Annotated in this window: 14 protein-coding genes; 10 read left to right on the plus strand and 4 right to left on the minus strand. The window is 41.6% G+C overall.

The genetic code is table 11. From position 1 onward, the window contains the following. Position 1 precedes the first annotated feature (1 nt). The 5 genes from ACX27_RS20775 to ACX27_RS20790 all read left to right on the plus strand — a co-directional run bounded on the left by ACX27_RS20775 (position 2) and on the right by ACX27_RS20790 (position 3,890). Positions 2–1,285 (plus strand): methyl-accepting chemotaxis protein, encoded by a 1,284-nt coding sequence (locus ACX27_RS20775; protein ID WP_062295247.1) that lies wholly within the window; start codon positions 2–4, stop codon positions 1,283–1,285. Positions 1,286–1,388: 103 nt separating this feature from the next. Continuing rightward, entirely contained in the window at positions 1,389–2,453 is a 1,065-nt protein-coding gene (locus ACX27_RS20780; protein ID WP_062295248.1) for a protein-glutamate methylesterase/protein-glutamine glutaminase, read from the plus strand. Further along, on the plus strand, positions 2,453–2,992 hold the full coding sequence (locus tag ACX27_RS20785; RefSeq protein WP_250635674.1) for a CheR family methyltransferase: 540 nt from the start codon (positions 2,453–2,455) through the stop codon (positions 2,990–2,992). Before ACX27_RS20780 ends, ACX27_RS20785 begins: the two co-directional genes overlap by 1 nt. Beyond that, positions 2,955–3,167, plus strand: a complete 213-nt coding sequence (locus ACX27_RS34675) for a CheR family methyltransferase (protein WP_250635675.1) — start codon at positions 2,955–2,957, stop codon at positions 3,165–3,167. Before ACX27_RS20785 ends, ACX27_RS34675 begins: the two co-directional genes overlap by 38 nt. A gap of 435 nt (positions 3,168–3,602) precedes the next feature. Continuing rightward, positions 3,603–3,890: a hypothetical protein gene (locus tag ACX27_RS20790; RefSeq protein ID WP_062295249.1), complete on the plus strand. Its 288-nt coding sequence runs from the start codon at positions 3,603–3,605 to the stop codon at positions 3,888–3,890. 302 nt (positions 3,891–4,192) lie between these two features. Here ACX27_RS20790 and ACX27_RS20795 read toward each other — a convergent pair whose 3' ends face one another. After that, entirely contained in the window at positions 4,193–5,134 is a 942-nt protein-coding gene (locus ACX27_RS20795) for an LPS biosynthesis glycosyltransferase (protein WP_200929829.1), read from the minus strand. 1,092 nt (positions 5,135–6,226) lie between these two features. On the opposite strand from ACX27_RS20795, the gene ACX27_RS20800 reads away from it, so the two are divergent. From ACX27_RS20800 to ACX27_RS20815, 5 genes are all read left to right on the plus strand, one after another. Then, positions 6,227–7,147, plus strand: a complete 921-nt coding sequence (locus ACX27_RS20800) for a DUF11 domain-containing protein (protein ID WP_062295250.1) — start codon at positions 6,227–6,229, stop codon at positions 7,145–7,147. Between the two features lies 1 nt (position 7,148). Continuing rightward, positions 7,149–7,865: a hypothetical protein gene (locus tag ACX27_RS34130; RefSeq protein WP_235526295.1), complete on the plus strand. Its 717-nt coding sequence runs from the start codon at positions 7,149–7,151 to the stop codon at positions 7,863–7,865. After that, positions 7,774–10,806, plus strand: coding sequence for a TonB-dependent receptor (locus ACX27_RS20805; RefSeq protein ID WP_235526296.1), 3,033 nt, complete (start codon positions 7,774–7,776; stop codon positions 10,804–10,806). The genes ACX27_RS34130 and ACX27_RS20805 overlap by 92 nt, the downstream gene beginning before the upstream one ends. 8 nt (positions 10,807–10,814) lie before the next feature. Beyond that, complete coding sequence (locus tag ACX27_RS20810) at positions 10,815–12,959, plus strand: OmpA family protein (RefSeq protein WP_062295251.1); 2,145 nt, start codon at positions 10,815–10,817, stop codon at positions 12,957–12,959. Between the two features lie 78 nt (positions 12,960–13,037). After that, positions 13,038–15,674: a beta strand repeat-containing protein gene (locus ACX27_RS20815; RefSeq protein ID WP_062295252.1), complete on the plus strand. Its 2,637-nt coding sequence runs from the start codon at positions 13,038–13,040 to the stop codon at positions 15,672–15,674. Positions 15,675–15,771: 97 nt separating this feature from the next. Here the strand turns inward: ACX27_RS20815 and ACX27_RS20820 are convergent, their stop codons facing one another. The 3 genes from ACX27_RS20820 to ACX27_RS20830 all read right to left on the minus strand — a co-directional run bounded on the left by ACX27_RS20820 (position 15,772) and on the right by ACX27_RS20830 (position 18,193). Further along, entirely contained in the window at positions 15,772–17,163 is a 1,392-nt protein-coding gene (locus ACX27_RS20820; RefSeq protein WP_062295253.1) for a hypothetical protein, read from the minus strand. Positions 17,164–17,182: 19 nt separating this feature from the next. Beyond that, entirely contained in the window at positions 17,183–17,371 is a 189-nt protein-coding gene (locus tag ACX27_RS20825) for a hypothetical protein (RefSeq protein WP_062295254.1), read from the minus strand. Positions 17,372–17,437: 66 nt separating this feature from the next. After that, entirely contained in the window at positions 17,438–18,193 is a 756-nt protein-coding gene (locus ACX27_RS20830) for a reverse transcriptase domain-containing protein (RefSeq protein WP_062295255.1), read from the minus strand. Positions 18,194–18,219 lie beyond the last annotated feature (26 nt).

Raw genomic sequence — 18,219 nt, forward strand, 5'->3', positions numbered from 1 at the left:
AATGGCTACAAACCGGACTGGGAAAACAGCCAACTCGACATCTCCCACAGAAAACAATCAAAATACCACAGATGTAAAACTACAACCTTTACTAGCCGCACTCAAAGCCGCCAAAAATGGAGATTTTACAGTCCGTTTAGCAGTTACGGATGATGGTTTAGGTGAAATTGCCACAGTATTTAATGAATGGGTGAGTTTAAACCAAAATGTCAGCAACGAAGTAGGACGCATCGCCACAGAAATCGGTACAGAAGGCAAATTAGGTTCTCAAGCTGTAGTGAAAGGTGCGAAAGGTGCTTGGCAAGAATTACTCCACAACATTAATCAAATGTCTGCCAATATTTCCGAGCAGATTAAAAGTATTCAAGAAGTTACCCTTGTTGTTGCTCAAGGTAATTTATCCCAGCACATCACCGCCGAAAATGCCGGAGAATTTCAGCAGCTAACTGATAATGCCAATCAAATGATTAGTCGTCTGCGTTCTTCTATCAAGCAAATGGCAGATGTAGCCACAGCCGTTGCATCCTCGGCGGAAGAACTCACCGCAGTGAGCAAAGAAATGACAGAAAATGCCAAACAAACCGCCGAACAGGCGACTTCCGCCTCCGTCTCAGCAGAACAAGTGAATCAAAATAGCATCACAGTAGTCACAGCAGTAGAGGAAATGGATGCCAGCATTCGAGAAATTGCCAAAACTGTTGCCGAAGGAGCAAAAGTCGCCTATCAAGCTGTCAAAACCGCCGATCGCACTAATGAGACAATAGATAAACTCGGTCAAAGTAGCATTGAAATTGGCAAAGTCATCAAAGTTATTACATCCATTGCCCAACAAACCAACTTACTCGCACTCAACGCCACCATCGAAGCCGCTAGAGCCGGGGATGCAGGGAGAGGATTTGCTGTCGTTGCCAACGAAGTCAAAGAACTCGCCAAACAAACAGCCAGCGCCACTGAAGATATTAGTCAACGCATCGAAGCCATTCAAACTGATACCAAAAGTGCGATGACCGCCATCAGTCAAATTACGGATATTATCAGCCAAATTAACGACCTGCAAAGCACCATTGCCAGTGCTGTAGAAGAACAAACAGCAACCACCAATGAAATTGCTCGCAACATAGCCGAAGCCGCCCAAGGCACAACAGATATTGCCAAAAGTATCGGCATTGTCGCCCTCAATGCTCAAACTACCACCATTGGAGCCAGTAACACTTCCGCCGCCGCCACCGAATTAGCCCGGATGGCTGTAGATTTGCAAAAGGTGGTGACGCAGTTTAAGTATTGAAGGGAGTGGGGAATAAAGAGTAGGGACTTAAAAAACTTGGTTTACTCTTTGCGCCTCTGCGACTCTGCGTGAAACTTTAAATTCTTGTTCTTAAAATTACACCATGCCAAAAATTCGGGTATTAGTTGTGGATGATGCGGTATTGGTTCGCAGTCGCGTCAGTAAAATTTTATCCAGTGACCCGCAACTAGAGGTAGTGGGAGTTGCGGCTAATGGTCGCATTGCCTTGGCAAAGATTCCGCAAGTTAATCCTGATGTTGTTCTCTTAGATGTGGAAATGCCAGACATGAACGGTTTAGAAACTCTGGCTGCCCTCCGACCAATTTATCCAAATCTACCAGTGATTATGTTTAGCACCTCCACATACGCTGGTGCGGTTGCTACTTTAGAAGCTCTTTCTTTAGGTGCTTCAGATTACGCCACCAAACCCAGTAATCTGGGAAGTGTAGAGGCTGCCAATGAACATATCCGCCAAGAATTAATTCCCAAAATTAAGCTATTTGGCGCAGGAATTATGGCATTTTCTCTAATTAATCAATTTCCTGCTGTTGTTATGCCCATCCCAAACAAAATAATACCAGTGGATGTGGTAGCGATTGGAGTTTCAACCGGAGGGCCGAATGCGCTGGCTGAATTACTCAGTAGGATACCCGCAGATGTTTCAGTTCCCATTTTAATTGTGCAACACATGCCGCCAATGTTTACAAAGTTACTAGCCGAAAGATTATCTTCTAAGTGTCAACTTCAGGTGAGGGAAGCAGTTGATGGCGTGGAATTAACTGCTGGTGATGTGTGGTTGGCACCTGGGGATTTTCATGTGATTGTGCAAAGAGAGGGAACAAAGGTGCATCTAGGAGTTCATCAAGCACCTCCAGAAAATTCCTGTCGTCCTTCGGTAGATGTATTGTTGCGTTCAGTTGCTCAAGTTTACGGTGCAGGTGCGATCGCGGTTATTCTCACAGGTATGGGTCAAGATGGATTGCATGGCTGTAAATGTATCCGAGAAGCTGGCGGACAAGTATTGGCACAAGACGAAGCTAGTAGTGTGGTTTGGGGAATGCCTGGTTTTGTGGTGAATGCTGGACTAGCAAATCGAGTTGTTCCCCTTGAGCAAATGGCAGATGAAATTATGCAGCGTGTCCATCTTGTTCAAAGGTCAGGTCTGTAATGAAACAGACAAAGAGTATAAATACTGCGGATTTTGACTATTTACGGCAATTAGTTCATCAGCATTCAGCCGTGGTGTTAGATGGCGATAAAACTTATTTAGCCGAATTACATTTGCAACCAATTGCGGAAGCAGCAGGATTTGATACTATTACCGAATTAATTGCTTACATGCGGCATCAGCCTGTGAGTGATTTACATATTCAAGCAATTGAGGCATTAGTTACTAACGAAACTTCATTTTTTCGTGATATCTATCCTTTTGAAGCTTTGAAACAATTGGTATTGCCAGAGTTAATAAAAAAACGGCGAGTTGAGCGATCGCTTAATATTTGGTGTGCGGCTTGCTCTCATGGACAAGAACCTTATAGTATTGCTATTCTCCTGCGAGAATATTTTCCTTTATTAGCTAATTGGTCTGTTCAAATTATTGCTAGTGACTTTTCTGGTAAAGTATTAGAACGGGCAAAAGCTGGGCGTTATAACCAATTAGAAATTAAACGTGGTCTCCCAAAAAAATTTGCGCGAGCGATATTTTAAATTATTAGATAATGAATGGCAAATCCAAGATGAAATTCGCAAAAATATCGATTTTCGCCAGCTAAATCTGGTTCATTCTTGGTCAGACTTACCTAATATTGATATTATCTTGCTTCGCAATGTTTTAATTTATTTTGATATAAACACTAAAAAAAAATTTACTCACCAAAGTTAAACAGCAATTAAACCCAGATGGCTATTTATTTCTCGGTAGTGGCGAAACGACGATTAATCTACATGAATCTTTTGAACGCGTGCAGTTTGACAGGAGCATTTTTTATCGATTACGTCCAGTAGCTCTAGATAATGCGATCGCACTCAGAAAATAGATATGTTAACAGGAGTGCGTCGGATATCCATAACCCCTGGTTGGTTAGCGCAGTCGAACCTCTTCCTCCTGCTATAGTTTTGCGCTGGATAGTAGATTACTGCGTTAACACAGCTTGCACCGATGCGCTAATATTGTAAGGTGTCTTTCAAAATTAAGAATATTTAAGTATTTATACTTAGTTTAATTTTAAGTCACAACAACACCCAGAAACAGTCCTGATCATCAGTTTGATAATTATCAAACCGATGCACCATACAAGTAAATTTTTAACAATTAACAATGGTAGAACGCCCAATTAAGAAATCGGAACGTCAAGCCCAAGCTAATACCGAAAACAATTCAGAAAATTCTGATTCTGCGCCTTCTATTGAATCTTATCCTAAACGCTCAAATTCTAGAGACAATCGCTCCTCTGGTAAAAGAAAAAAAGGTACAGCCAAGGAAGAAATTAAACCGCCAGTTAATCCTGCATTAGCGCGTGGGCCGAAACCAGTTAAACCCCCAGTGATTAAACCAGAACCAGAAACAGAGACGGAACCAGTCTCAGAAGAATCCCCCGCCGAATAATTAATTAAGCCAAGGTAAGATTACCTTGGCTTAATTTTTGATACCAAGTTGCTGTCAAAATTCTAGATATATTTTATACAATATATTTATTGGGGTGGCGAGTGGAAATATTATACATTGCATTAATATAGCAGTCCTCTATCATTTGTGAACAAAAATAGCCCCGACTTTTTTTGGAAAGTTGGGGCTATAAGAATATTATTTAAAACTAGTATAGTAATACTAATAAACTATTTACATACTTTTTTCATATCATAATGCCGCTACATTTTTTCCCTGAACTAAAAAGGATGCCCCAAACTCTAGATATAAAGAAAAAGTTGTCGGCGAATAGCAAAATTAGCTAACCTAGCAGGCACTTTAGAACGTTTGAGAATTGGTAAGCGCAGAAATTTCCCTGTTAGTAAACGCCCTATTCCCTTTATTCTTGCTTGTAGCCTCACTGAGAAGAAAGTGAAATAATTTACGCCTTGATTGGTAGCATACATCGGCATAAAAGCAAGCTGATTACATAACACATCTGCTCTATGAGTTTTACTTAATCCATGACGAGAATGTTCTAAATTAGGTAAGCCGCCATGCTCTCCATAGTTGCGGAAAGGAATGTAGTTTTTCAACTTGTGACGACGAAGAAAATTATCAAGATAAGTATCCCAAGTAGAATAAGCATTAGGCTCCAAGTTTTTCATGAGTTCTTCAGCAAACTTAATTAATTTTGCTGCACCTTGGGGAGTAACAATGTAAGCAACAGTTGATACAGAAAACCCTTCTGCATAGCCATTGGCTGAAACACTATATATTTGAGATGCACAAGTGTATAGCCAACACATACCCACATTAGTTTGATTAGGGTCAAAAGGTAGAGGAAGTTTGCCAAACCCCAGAACGGGAACAAAATCTGCCTCAACAATTAAAGTGGGTTGAGTTTCCCTAGCTGCTATTTGCCAAGCTCTTAAATGATTGAGTAAACAGAGATAACTAGGAGAAAAGTTTTTATACTGTGGTTGGTGCTTTTGTCGCAGGACTTCACACTGTAAACCTTCTTTAATCAAAACTGTTTGCAGTAAATTGGTTTGTTCTTTATACGCAATAATAAAAGCTCTGCCAATAACATCAGCAATTTGTAAGGAAGAAAAAGTTTGATTTTGTGAGTTTATTCGAGTATATTCAGGATTTTGGCGCATTTTCTCAAGTATGGCTTGAGAATGAGATGATGTTTTATTTGCAAGGGTTAACTCTAACATGGCAGTGTTTCCTGATAACTATTAATAATGTTTAATTACTTAGAAAATAAGTCGAATGAATATTTCTTTACTTGTTAATACTTACTTTCGCTGTTTCTTCCCAAAACAACTAGGGTAGTGCTACTTAGATATATTTAAGAATCCGTAAATGATATTTGATTTTTAGGTATGATCAGATGCTAAAAATTTTACTTTTTCTTGTTCATTTTTCTCAAATCTTCAAATTAATTTTTGACGAATAATGATTTAATAGCAAGGTAAAAATTATTAGACTTTTGTTTGTCTCAGCATATTTATCAGCCATCAATATTGAGTAAATAGTAAATTTATCTACAAGCTTGTATTTTTTTATGGCCGTATAATTACTATTTTGAAAATAAAAGTATTATTGTGTTATTCATTTAGACAGTAAATACTAGGAAAAATATTGAAAATCTATCATAACTTAGTTGATAAATATCGTAATTTCTACATTGACAGTTAAAACTTTTGTTGTATTGATTATCTAATAATGATTTTCTTGTAAATTAATTGCCATTTAGTATCATGGTAGTTATATTTGTTTTAAGTAAGCCGCTGCATCTACCTAACTGTATTCTGAAAGCATTTACCTAAAAATCAATAACAGTCTTAAGCGTCGTATTTTGCTGGAAAAGAAGCAGACGTATAACCAAATATCTTCTGAGAGTAATTTTAAGTATTGAATTTACTCTCAGTGATAAATGAACAAACTTGTGGAATTAATATCGCAGGATTAAAATTGCGGCTATACCAGCTAAATTTATTTGCGCGAGTTACAGCAGAATTGATTTGGATAGTTTCCAACTTTTAGCATGACGGACTATTTGGGATTAAATATTTACCTCAATGGCAATTTGCAAACGTATCATCGAAACCGAAGAATATAAATTTTATGTATTGATTATCAAAAACATCTGGATAGAAAAAATACTGGTAAGAAGAGCATAGTACTCAAACTACATATTTAGTTTTAATAAGAGTGTTTTAAATAATCATGATTAGTGATTTTCAATCATAAATCCTCCTCATTTTGATGCTTTTGAAGAAAAAATACATTTTTTTAGTTTAGCTATGAAGTTTATAAAAAACTGGAAGCAGAAGAAGATGATTCTGCTTCTGCTTCTACCTGGATTTTTTTCACTTGGAATTACAGCCGTAATTGCTGAAGAAACTACTAATACAGCCGTGTTGGGAGGCGACAATATTCAGTCTGTTACTTCTAATACTGTGTTTTTTACTAGAGGTGCAACTGCGTTAGAGATTATTAAAACCGCCGATCGCATCGCCGTTGAACCAGGTGATACCGTTATTTATCGGCTGGCTATCCGTAACACTGGTAACTCTCCCGCCAGCAATATTACCCTGACTGATACCCTGCCTCTCGGCTTGAATTTCGAGATGCGATCGCTGCAAGTATCTTTAACCAGCAATAACACCACCACACCCGTAACTGTATCGAGTAGTCAAGATAAGCGCACAGTAACTATCAACTACGCTGGTACTATCCCTGCACAGGGAACGATGAATGTAGTCTATGCAGTCACAGTCACACCCGATGCTGTTCGCGGAACAGGTAAAAATCTCGCAGTCGCCGCCGCAGGTAGCATCCGCAGTAACACAGCCAGCCATTTACTCAAGATTCGTCCCGGTATTATCTCCGATTGTGCAACTTTAATTGGACGAGTCTTTATTGATAAGAACTTTGATGGTGAACAACAACCAGGAGAACCAGGGATACCCAACGCCGTAATTTATATGGATGACGGGAACCGCATCCTTACCGATGCCAATGGGATGTTTTCTCTCGCCAATGTGATTGCAGGTAATCGGACTGGAACTTTAGATTTAACCAGCCTACCTGGATATAGCCTCGCACCCAACCTCTACAACATCGAGAAAAATAGCCAATCGCGCCTCGTCCGACTCGCACCCAGAAGTATGGGACGGATGAATTTTGCAGTCACACCAGCATCAGGGGAGGCGCGTAAGTAAGATGACGCAGATTAGTGCTAGAAAGCGTGACTTAACTTTATTAAGCATTTGTAGCGCCTTTCCAATTCTGCCAGTAGCGACTGCTGCCGCCCAAACACCACCACAAACGCAACAAAAAGTCGAATCACCCAATGTACCAGAGTTAATTGCACCTGTAGAAGATGATCTTGAAGCTGTTTTCTCGCCACCAAGACCAAGCCAACCAGACAAATTAGTCACTTCAGATCAGATAGAGTCTTTCTCTTCTATAGAAAATACAGAAGATAATCAGGCGAATATTTCTTCAGATCAGATAAATACGTTCACTGCTGGAGAGAAAGCCGAAACCAAGCAAACACCAGAAACAGCCGCAACTTCTATTGACTCAGACATTCGCATTATCACACCAGTTGCAGGTGTGACAACTGCCAAAACTACTAACTTGGGAGTTCAATATCATCCTAATAACCAAGTCACGGTGACATTGAATGGTAAACCCATTGATGCAGCTATCTCCCAATACTTGCATAAAGACGAAGCACAAAAGTTAAACACCTTAATTTGGTATAACGTGCCGTTAAATAAAGGTGAAAATACTATTACTGCTCAAGGTGCTGATGGTAAATCAACCAGTGTGAAAGTTACGGTTGAAGAGGTGCAGAAAAAAAATTGCGATCGCACCTACCCAAGAACCCAGAATACCAGCCGATGGACGTTCTCTCATCACATTAGAAGGTAAAATTACTGACGAAAAAGGTGAAATCATCACCGAAGATATTCCTGTCACCTTAACAGCTAGTGCAGGTCAATTTGTCGGTGCAGATCAAGATAAAGATGCACCAGGGTTTCAGGTACTTGCACGTAAAGGTGAGTTTACAGCCACACTACAAGCAGGCTTAATCGCTCAAAACGTCAAAATCCGTGCAGCCATAGACCAAAATGCAGAACTCGAAGCTTATACCAATGTAGAATTTATTACCAATCTACGTCCTTCCTTAGCTACAGGTAGCATCAACGTCAGGATTGGTGCAGGTGGTACGGATTACCGAGGTAGTTTCCGCGACTATCTCAACCCTGATAAAATCGGTCGTACTGACGTAGATGTAGATGCAGCCGTCTTCGCTACAGGTAAAGTTGGAGATTGGTTATTTACAGGCGCATTCAATAGCAAACGTCCCCTAAATCAAGATTGCAACGGAGATAACCGCCTGTTTGGTGGTGTCCAATCTTGTGAAAAAGACTATCCAGTTTATGGTGATAGTTCTAGCTTTATTAACACTGCACCTTCTACAGATAGTGTGTATGCTCGCATTGAACGCACGCCAGATATCCCAGGTGCAGAATCAGACTATTTTATGTGGGGTGACTACAGCACCGAAGAGTTTGCCAGATCATCCCAGTTATATACAGCTACCACCAGACAACTGCACGGCTTCAAAGGTAATTACAACTTCGGCAACCTGCAACTAACAGCCTTATACGCCAATAATATTCAAGGCTTCCAACGCGATGCAATTACCCCCAACGGAACCAGTGGTTACTACTTCCTCTCCCGTCGTTTAGTTATTCCTGGTAGTGAAAACGTCTTTATCGAAGCCGAAGAAATTAACCGTCCCGGTACGGTGTTGGAACGTCAAGCTTTATCCCGTGGTTCCGACTATGAAATAGATTACGATCGCGGTACATTATTATTCCGTCGTCCCATTGTCGCTACAGAATTAAACCCCTTTGGTAAAACTTTGGTACGCCGCATCGTCGTTACCTATCAAAACGACGCTGGAGAAGACAGCAAACTTTACGCCGGACGACTGCAATACAACCTGAGAACTTCCGAAAATACTCAAAACGGAAATCCCTTTATTGGTGCAAGTTACCTCAAAGAAGACCAAGGACAGCAAGATTTTGAACTCTACGGATTTGATTTCTTTGCACCTTTAGGTAATTCTGGGCAAATTATCGGTGAATATGCACACTCTCGCCATAATACCCTCGCCTTTGGTAACGTCAGTGGTTCTGCATACCGTTTAGAAGCCAGTGCGAATCTCGGTAAAAACTTCCAAGGACAAGCTTACTATCGTTCCGTCACCGAAAACTTTGCCAATAACGCCACTTGGAGTTTCACACATGGACAAACTCGCTACGGTGCATCCTTAACTGGGAAATTGGGACAAACCACCAGCTTTAATCTAGGGTACGATCGCGAAGACAACTTTGGTATTGCTCCAGCCGAACGCACTCAGTTAATTGACTTATTCAACCCCCAACCCCAAGCCGCACCAGGAAGCAAAATTAATAATTCTCTCACCACCATCCGCGCAGGTATTCAACAAAAAATCGGTCAATCAGATTTAAGTCTGGAATACGTCAACCGTTCCCGCGAAGACCGCATTACCAACAAATTCAACGGAAACGCCAGCCAGTTAGTCTCTCGTCTTGACGTTCCCTTATCCGAATCACTCACATTTCACGCGCAAAACGAACTCAACTTAGGTAAAAGCGACCAACTCTATCCCAACCGCACCACATTCGGCTTAGATTGGGCATTGTATCCTGGCGTAAGTATGCGACTAGCACACCAATTTTATGAAGGTGGCTTATTACAAGGCAATAGCATCACCAGCCTAGATACAATTGTCGAACATAAATTTTCCCCAGATACCACCGTTCGAGGTCGTTACTCAATTTTAGGCGGTGCGGATGGCATGACTGACCAAGGTTCCGTATCTCTAAATCACGGTATCCGCCTCGCACCAGGATTAAAATTAAGCCTTGGTTACGAACACATCTTTAAAGATATTTTTGGCGACTCAGCCACAGGTATCCGATTTGCTCAACCTTACGCCGTCGGACAAACTGCTTCCTCATTAGGGTTGTTTGCGGGTGATGTTTACAGCATCGGCTTAGATTACACCGATAACCCCAACTTTCAAGCCAACGCCAGATTAGAACATCGTAGCGGTAGTGACGGCAATCATACAGTAATTTCCGCCGCCGCCTCTGGTAAACTCTCCCCCGCTTTAACTGCGGCGGTACGCTATCAACAAGCAGGCGGCGCAAACCAACTCTTGCAAGGACTAGGAGACACCGCAAATCTGCGCGTCGGGTTAGCCTACCGTGACCCCAACGACGATAAATTCAACGCCTTATTAGGGTACGAATATCGCCAAAACCCCGCCACCACACCAGATACCTTATTAGCTGGTAGTGGTAACGGTTCCATAGATCATATTTTCTCAGCCGAAGCGATTTATTCACCCAATTGGCAATGGGAACTGTATGGTAAATACGCCTTCCGCAGCAGTTCTACTTCCCTATCTGAAGATTTTACCAACCATAGCAGCGTCCACCTAGCACAATTACGCACAACTTACCAATTAGGCTACCGTACAGACTTAGCTGTCGAAGGACGTTGGCTAGGTCAACCAGAACAAGGCTTCAACGAATTTGGGTTAGCTGTCGAAGGTGGGTATCATTTAACACCAGATTTACGAATTGGTGTCGGTTACGCCTTCGGGAGTGCAGATGACCGAGATTTTAGCGGTTATCGCTCCGCCGGCGGCCCCTATTTAAACATCAGCTTTAAACTCAATGAACTTTTCGGTGGTTTCGGTAGGCAAAAAGTAGTACCACCACAACAGCAAGAGTCAGTAGTTCAACCAGTAGCCTTAGAGTCGAAGTGAGGAGAGCAATGATACCAAAAAACCACCCTAATTCCCTAAAACCCTCTCAAACTCCTCTTCCTTGGCGTACTTGGCGTACTTGGCGGTTCGTTCCTTTCTTACTTCTAATCCTCCCCCAAATTGCGATCGCCCAAACATCCCCCACATCCCTACAAGTAACAGTCAACACTAACCAAGATGGACAAATACAACCAGACGACAAACTCACCTTACGCGAAGCCATTGCCCTAGTAAACGGTAATCTCTCCGTAGAAAAATTGAGTAACCAAGAAAAAGCGCAGGTACAACCCAGTAATAACAACGCGCGAATTGAATTTAACTTACCGCCAAATCAAACCACTATCCAACTACAGCAAGAATTACCACCCCTAAACACACCAGGATTAATAGTAGACGGTACTAGCCAACCAAGTTACGATGCGTCACGTTCTGCAACGGCGGAAATTGCCATTCCTCAACCAATAGTCACTATCACACCCGCCGCCAACCAAGAGATATTGCGTGGTTTTACAGTCGTCGCTGATAATGTGCAGATTCGCGGTTTAAGTATCTACGGTTTCCGTTCCCTCAATCAAGGCGCAACCTTAACCACACCACCAGCCGATATTTTCATTTCCCATCGTTTACCGCCTCCTAATACCAAACAGCAACAACCACCCAACAGTAATTTTCCCTTTGGAGACAAAGACATTCCACCCAAAGGCGTGGTAATTGAAAACAACTGGTTAGGCATTACCCCAGATGAGAAAATGCCAGAGAACACCTCAGCCTTTGGTGTCTACGTTTTCAACAGCACCGGGACAACAATCAGACGTAACCGTATTTCTTACCATGAAGGCAGTGCAATTATTACCTCAGTGCGTGCTGAAAATACCTTAATGACAGAAAACATCATTGTTGGTAACGGTATAGCCGGAATGCCTGATGCAGTCAGATTAGAAGGGGTAATTGCTAATTCTCAACTGCAAGGAAATTTGATTTGCGGTAACGATGGGGCTGGTGTTTATTTATTCAAACCCACAGGTAACGTCAAAATTCACGATAACCGCATCACCTTTAACGGTAGACGTTTGCGCCGCGCCGCAGTTTACTTAATGGGGAACGCAAATCAAGTTACTGATAACGAAATTCGCAACCAAACCGGGCCGGGAGTATCAGTGACAGCCTTTGGTACTCATGGTAGTTTTGGGAGTGCGATCGCTAACATCATTCAAAATAATAGATTTAGCGATTTAGAAGGTTTAAGTATTGACCTCAACACCCAGCAGCAACTAAACATCAGCGACTTTCAACGAGGAGACGGCCCCAACCCCAAACGCAACAGTCCCAACCGCAGACTTGAAACAGCCAATGGTGCGGTGAACGCACCAGAATTTGCAAGTTCTCAGTTATTACTAGTTAACGGTCAAGCCTTAATTAGCGGTGCGGCTGATCCTGGTACTAAAGTGCAGATATATCGCGTCCAGGGAAACGAGAAATATGGCCCTTTAAGTGAACCACTCACAACATTAACTGCCGATGAAAAAGGTAACTTTAGCGGTAGTTTAGCAGGTTTGCGGTCTGGGGAGAGAATAAGTGCGATCGCCACCCATCCAAAATACGGTACATCCGAACCAGCCTACAACGCCATCATCACAGACCCATCTGGGAAAAATAACTCACCCTCTTCCATAAATAATTCCACACCACCCAAATGTGTCAGCGTACCCCTACCACCACAACCAACCCCACAACCCGAACCAGAACCTATCCGGCTGAAAGCTCCACGCATCATTCACTTTGCCTTAGACAAAGACTTCATCAGCCAAGAAAGCAGCACAGTCCTCAACCAAGTTGCTCAAGTCTTACAACAATATCCCTTCATTGTCATTGAAATTGAAGGTCATACAGATATCCGCGCCAGTGATGCCTACAACTTAGACTTAGGCAAACGCCGCGCCATGTCTGCCAGAAACTACCTCCTCAAACAAGGAATTGCCGCCGAAAGAATGACCATTCGTTCCCTTGGCGAAAAACAACGACGCACCTCCGGTAACACCGTCATCGATACAGCCAGAGATAGACGAGTAGAAATAATTTTCAAAGATACCAGAGGACTAGAAATCATCCTTGAAGAACAAGAGAAAGACTTGCAAATAGAACCCACTTCTTAACTAACTCAAAACTTACGCAAAAACCCTCTTTAACTCTTATACCTTTGTGTCCTTTGCGCCCTTTGCGGTTTATTCAAAATGCTAAAACCCCACCATTCTCACAACCATCTCCTAAAACTTATCCGTAGTGTTACCCTCATCCTCACTACCCTCAGCTATCAAAGCCTAATATTACTCACCCAAGCACCAGCCACAGCCCAAGTCGCACCCCGCTTATGTGCCACCCCCGGTAAAGACGGCCCCAGCAACTTAGGCGGCATCATCAACACTTACTACCCTGGTGCAACAAATACAACCGTTGCCGCAGGCTCAACCACCATCCCTGTCGGTGCAATTAACCCCAACGGTTCTACCACTCCCATTACTGCGGGAGACTTATTGCTCATCATCCAAATGCAAGGCGCAGATATTAACTCCAGCAACACTGATAGTTACGGTAATGGAGTTTCTGGTGGTGGCAATAATGCCAATGTTAACCTTGCTCCCGCAACCACAGGTGCTAGTGGCAACCTCAACAATGCCAACTTCACAGCAGGTAATTATGAATATGTTGTCGCTACTGGGCCAATATCTGGCAGTTCCATCCCCATTCAAGGCATCAATGGCGGAGGACTAATTAATTCCTACAGTAATACCCCATTCGGAACTCAAGGACAAAGAACCTATCAAGTCATCCGTGTACCGCAATATTCCAGTGCCACCATGAGTTCTAGCCTCACCGCCGCACCTTGGAACGGTGCTTCAGGCGGAATTTTAATTTATGATGTTGCAGGCAACTTAAATTTAGCCAGTGCCACTGTAGATGTAAGTGGTATTGGGTTCCGTGGCGGTGCAGGTCGCCAACTACGTGGTGATACCACTGGTAGTCTTACAGATTATGTGACTTTATCCACTACTAATGCCAACGGTTCTAAAGGGGAAGGTACTGCTGGCACACCCCGCTATGTACTGAATTCCGCAACTATTTCAGCCATTGATACTGGTGTTGAAGGCTATCCTAGTGGGAGTTACGGCCGTGGCGCACCTGGTAATGCTGGTGGTGGTAGTACCGATGGTAGACCATCTAGCAACAATGAAAACTCCGGTGGTGGTGGCGGTAGTAATGGAGGTTCGGGCGGTCTAGGCGGTCGTTCTTGGACATCTGGGTTATTTGTTGGTGGTTTTGGTGGCGCTAACTTTCCTGCTACCAGCAATCGTGTTGTCTTAGGTGGTGGTGGTGGTGCTGGCACAACAAATCAGGCAACTAGCGCATCTGTAGGTATTCCCACTAACGGTATTGCTAGTAGTGGCGCTAATGGTGGCGGTATGGTGTTGATTCGTACTGGCAGTGTCAGTGGTACTGGCACTATCAATGCTAACGGAGCCAGTGCTTTTGATGTCCGTCAAGATGGTACTGGTGGGGGTGGTGCTGGTGGTAGCGTGGTGGTGATGGCTGCCAATAATAACCTTACTGGTTTAACCGTAAATGCCAGAGGTGGTAACGGTGGTAATGTCAGATTCAGCAGTGCAACTCAACCGTTTGATGGCGCTCATGGCCCTGGTGGTGGTGGCGGTGGTGGAGTTGTTTTTACTAGCTCTGGTGCTAGTGTTAACGTTACAGGCGGGCAGAGTGGCACAGCAAAAGACCCCGTTGATCCTGCTGACCCTTATTTTGGTGCTACCGCAGGTACAGGTGGTATCAGCCAAGCCGTTGGTACTATCCCTGGTGCAAGTTCTGGCGCACAATGTATTCCTCAACTGACTATTACTAAAACCACCAGCACACCAGGGCCAATTATTAAGCCAGGTAAGGCAACTTATACCATCACTGTTGGCAATGCTGCTAACCGAGCTACTGCTACCAATATTGATATTACCGATCCGTTGCCTAGTGGTTTTAGTTTTGATGGTTCTGTTACTCCTACCGTGACCTTGAACGGCGGCGCAACACGTACCAGTGTGAGTAACCCAACTGCTGGTGCAACAACGCTGAATTTTGGTAGCTTCAATATTCCCGGTGGCGCAAGTGTGCAGATTACCTTTACTACCGATGTGGCTGCAACTGTACCTGATGGAGTGTACAACAATGGTGCCACTGCAACCTATCTTGACCCCACCCGAACAATAGCAAATGGGACAACCAGTGTGACTTACGACCCCGCAACAGTAGGAGAAGAAGTAGCAGTTGGTTCTGCTACACCCACTCCACTTTTAAGGTTGCGGGGTGTGAAACGAATTACCAATGTTGTCAGAAATGGTTTGCCTTTGAGTGGTGTTAACTTTGGTAGTTTTATTGATGATCCTAATGACCAAAACGATAACGCTCCAGGTTGGTCTCAACTTTCCCCAGTAGGAATTATTAACCTGAGTTCGCAATTCACTTTACAAAGTGGCGATGAAGTTGAATATACAATTTACTTTCTTGCCGATGGCAACCAGGCAATACAGAACGCCAGATTTTGTGACCCTATCCCTACAGGTACAACATTTATTAGTAACAGCTTTGCTTCCGCTAGTGGAATTTTAGTGAATTTAGCTAATATAAATACACCCAGAACTAATACTGCGGATGGCGATAATGGTAGCTTTTTTTCACCTTTAGCTCCTTTAAGTGCCAATAATGTGTGTCCTAATCAAACTAATCCCACAGGAGCAGTAGTTGTGAATTTCGGCACTCTCAACTATACAGCAGGTAGCAATTTCGGTTTTGTACGCTTCCGTGTCCGAGTGGATTAATAGAATGATTGGGAGAGTATGTGAGGTTTACTATCTTACACATACAGTAATGGCTTTGAAATTTTTAGATTAAGATTAACCATTACTAGATTTATTATCATGTTGTTGAAACCGGAAGTGAAGTAGTAGGAACAGGTGTTGATTTCAGCCAAAAGTTAAAAAGTTCTTGAAGAGCCACATTGAGTTTTTTAATAAAAAATTCTGTTTCTTCAACAGTAATTTTTTTTGAGTGCGATTTTGTCTTTTTATCTACTGGATGATCAACACGGTTTCGCATTGAGCCAAGTTCTTTCCAGGTTTCGTATCCATTGGGAAGAGAATTGGTGAAAACTTTTCTGTCCGTCAGTGACGCATACCCATCATGTAATCCTGATTCATTGGGAAAAGCATATTCATAAAAAGCAATGAAAGTGAGAGGTGCAAATTGATGAAAGGTTCTGATATAAGCACTTGGGGATGTATGATAATTACTCACAGATTCTCGTAATTGCTCAACAGCCCTTTCATAATGAATTCTATAAAACAAATAAAGATTAGTTGGTGGTAACGAAACATTGTAAGTATTAGAGATTGTTTGATAAATAAAGCATATTTTTGGTGCATTTGGTGATAAGCCAACATCTCTAATTAAATCTGACAACCCACTCATTTCTGTATGATACTGGGTTAAATCTTGCCAAGTAACATTACATTTATTTTTTTGCAATAGATAAATGGCTAATCTGTGCATTACAGGGCTTTTATCACTACAAATTAATCGAAATAATGCTAAAAGCTTACTGTGCGATTTAATTCTTTGAAAAGCTCCATAAGCTAATTCTTGCCGAAGAAGTGATGAATTTTCTGGATAAACTTTACTATTATTCTGTTCTTGTTGCAGGCATTCCATAAAATAGGAATGTTGACCAGGAAGTTTAGCCAATATTCGAGCAGCTATCATTCTGGCATACCAGTCCATTCTGGCATCGGCTAACCATGTTCGACATATATAAGCAGCATTTTTAGCTTTACCAACCCGATATAAAGCCCATAGTGCATTAGCACGATGCCAGGAGTATACTTCATGTTCATCTATAAATTTTTTCAAGCCTTCTATTATATCTAAATCATTTTTAAACTTTCCTAGACAATAACATACTACTTCAGAGCGCCAAGGCAGTTTATATAGCAAATCTAGAAGCATCTCACGTATTGATTCATGAGATTCTAAGCGATATAAGCAAAATACAATATTTGATTCAGCTTCTTTGCATTTTTCTGAATGATTCAATAGCAAATATGCTTCTATAAATGTATCTCGTAATTGTTCTTGTAGCTTATTATTTCCATTTATATCTATATTCAAGTGTGTATTTGAAACATATTCTTCATCTTCATTAATTTCCTCTAACGAAGGTAAGCTATGTAGTATATCGGACTCTTCTGTATCATCTGTAGCTGTTTCTAATAAATCTTTATTAATTTTCTCTAAATCCGGTAAACCATGCAATATTTCTACTTCTTCTATATTATCTGGGGCTGTTTTTTTTGATATAATTTGCTGCTAAATCAGCTTGTTCAATTAGAGGATTAGCAGGCTCTTTAATTAAAGTATAATCTCCATTTCCTGTAGGGTCTGTAATTATAAAGCGTAAATGTATAATTTCCTCATTTATATCTGCAATTTCATGAATGCTAGTTTTAGTGACCTGAGCCACTAATCCAGCACGTTTAAGTTCTAAATCAAAAAGAATTAGCCCTTGTTGAACAGTTGGCTTATCCTGTCATAAAATACGTATATCGTCTACATAACGTACATAGTTATACCCTCTGCAAATCATTATCTTGTCAAGTTCATGTAAGAACAAATTGGCTAAAAAGTCTGAAGCATTACTACCTTGAGGAATTCCTCGACTCATTTTTACATCTACTGTATGTGCTGACCATTTTGAAAGACATTCTTTCAAAAGATTTCCAAACTTGTTGCACATTTGATGTCCACAATATTTATCTACAATCTGAATCAGTCTCTCATGATCAATAGTGTCATAGAATGACACAATATCTGTTGATGCGATCCAAGAATTCCCATTACGATATAATTTCTCAACCGAATTAACAAAGTTGTTATACTGTTGTTTCCACGGTTTGAGCATCCATCGTTTACCGGAACCAGCGTAAATATTTCCAAATATATGCTGATTCTCGTGAGATACTAAATATTGATGGCTTTCGTCAGCAATAACGTTAACTAAAGCCTGGTAAACAATAACATCAGGTACAGCCATGAGTGACATTGTTCTCAATGTCGTTGATGGTTTTGGAACATAAACTTTATGATCCGCTAGAGGTGTATAGGGAAAATCTTCTGCTTTTATTTGTCTTATTAAATCTTTGAGATTTGCTTCAAGATTAAATGCAAATATTTTAAACCCTAACTCATCAATAATCATACGGCTAGTAACATTAACTGTTCTTTGCCAAGCAAGTAAAAAATTATCATAAGTTAGAAATCTATCCCACAAATTTTCACTCATCATCGTTGATTGATATTTTGACTTTAATA

Origin of the sequence: Nostoc piscinale CENA21 (assembly GCF_001298445.1) — a bacterium.
Lineage (GTDB): Bacteria > Cyanobacteriota > Cyanobacteriia > Cyanobacteriales > Nostocaceae > Nostoc_B > Nostoc_B piscinale_A.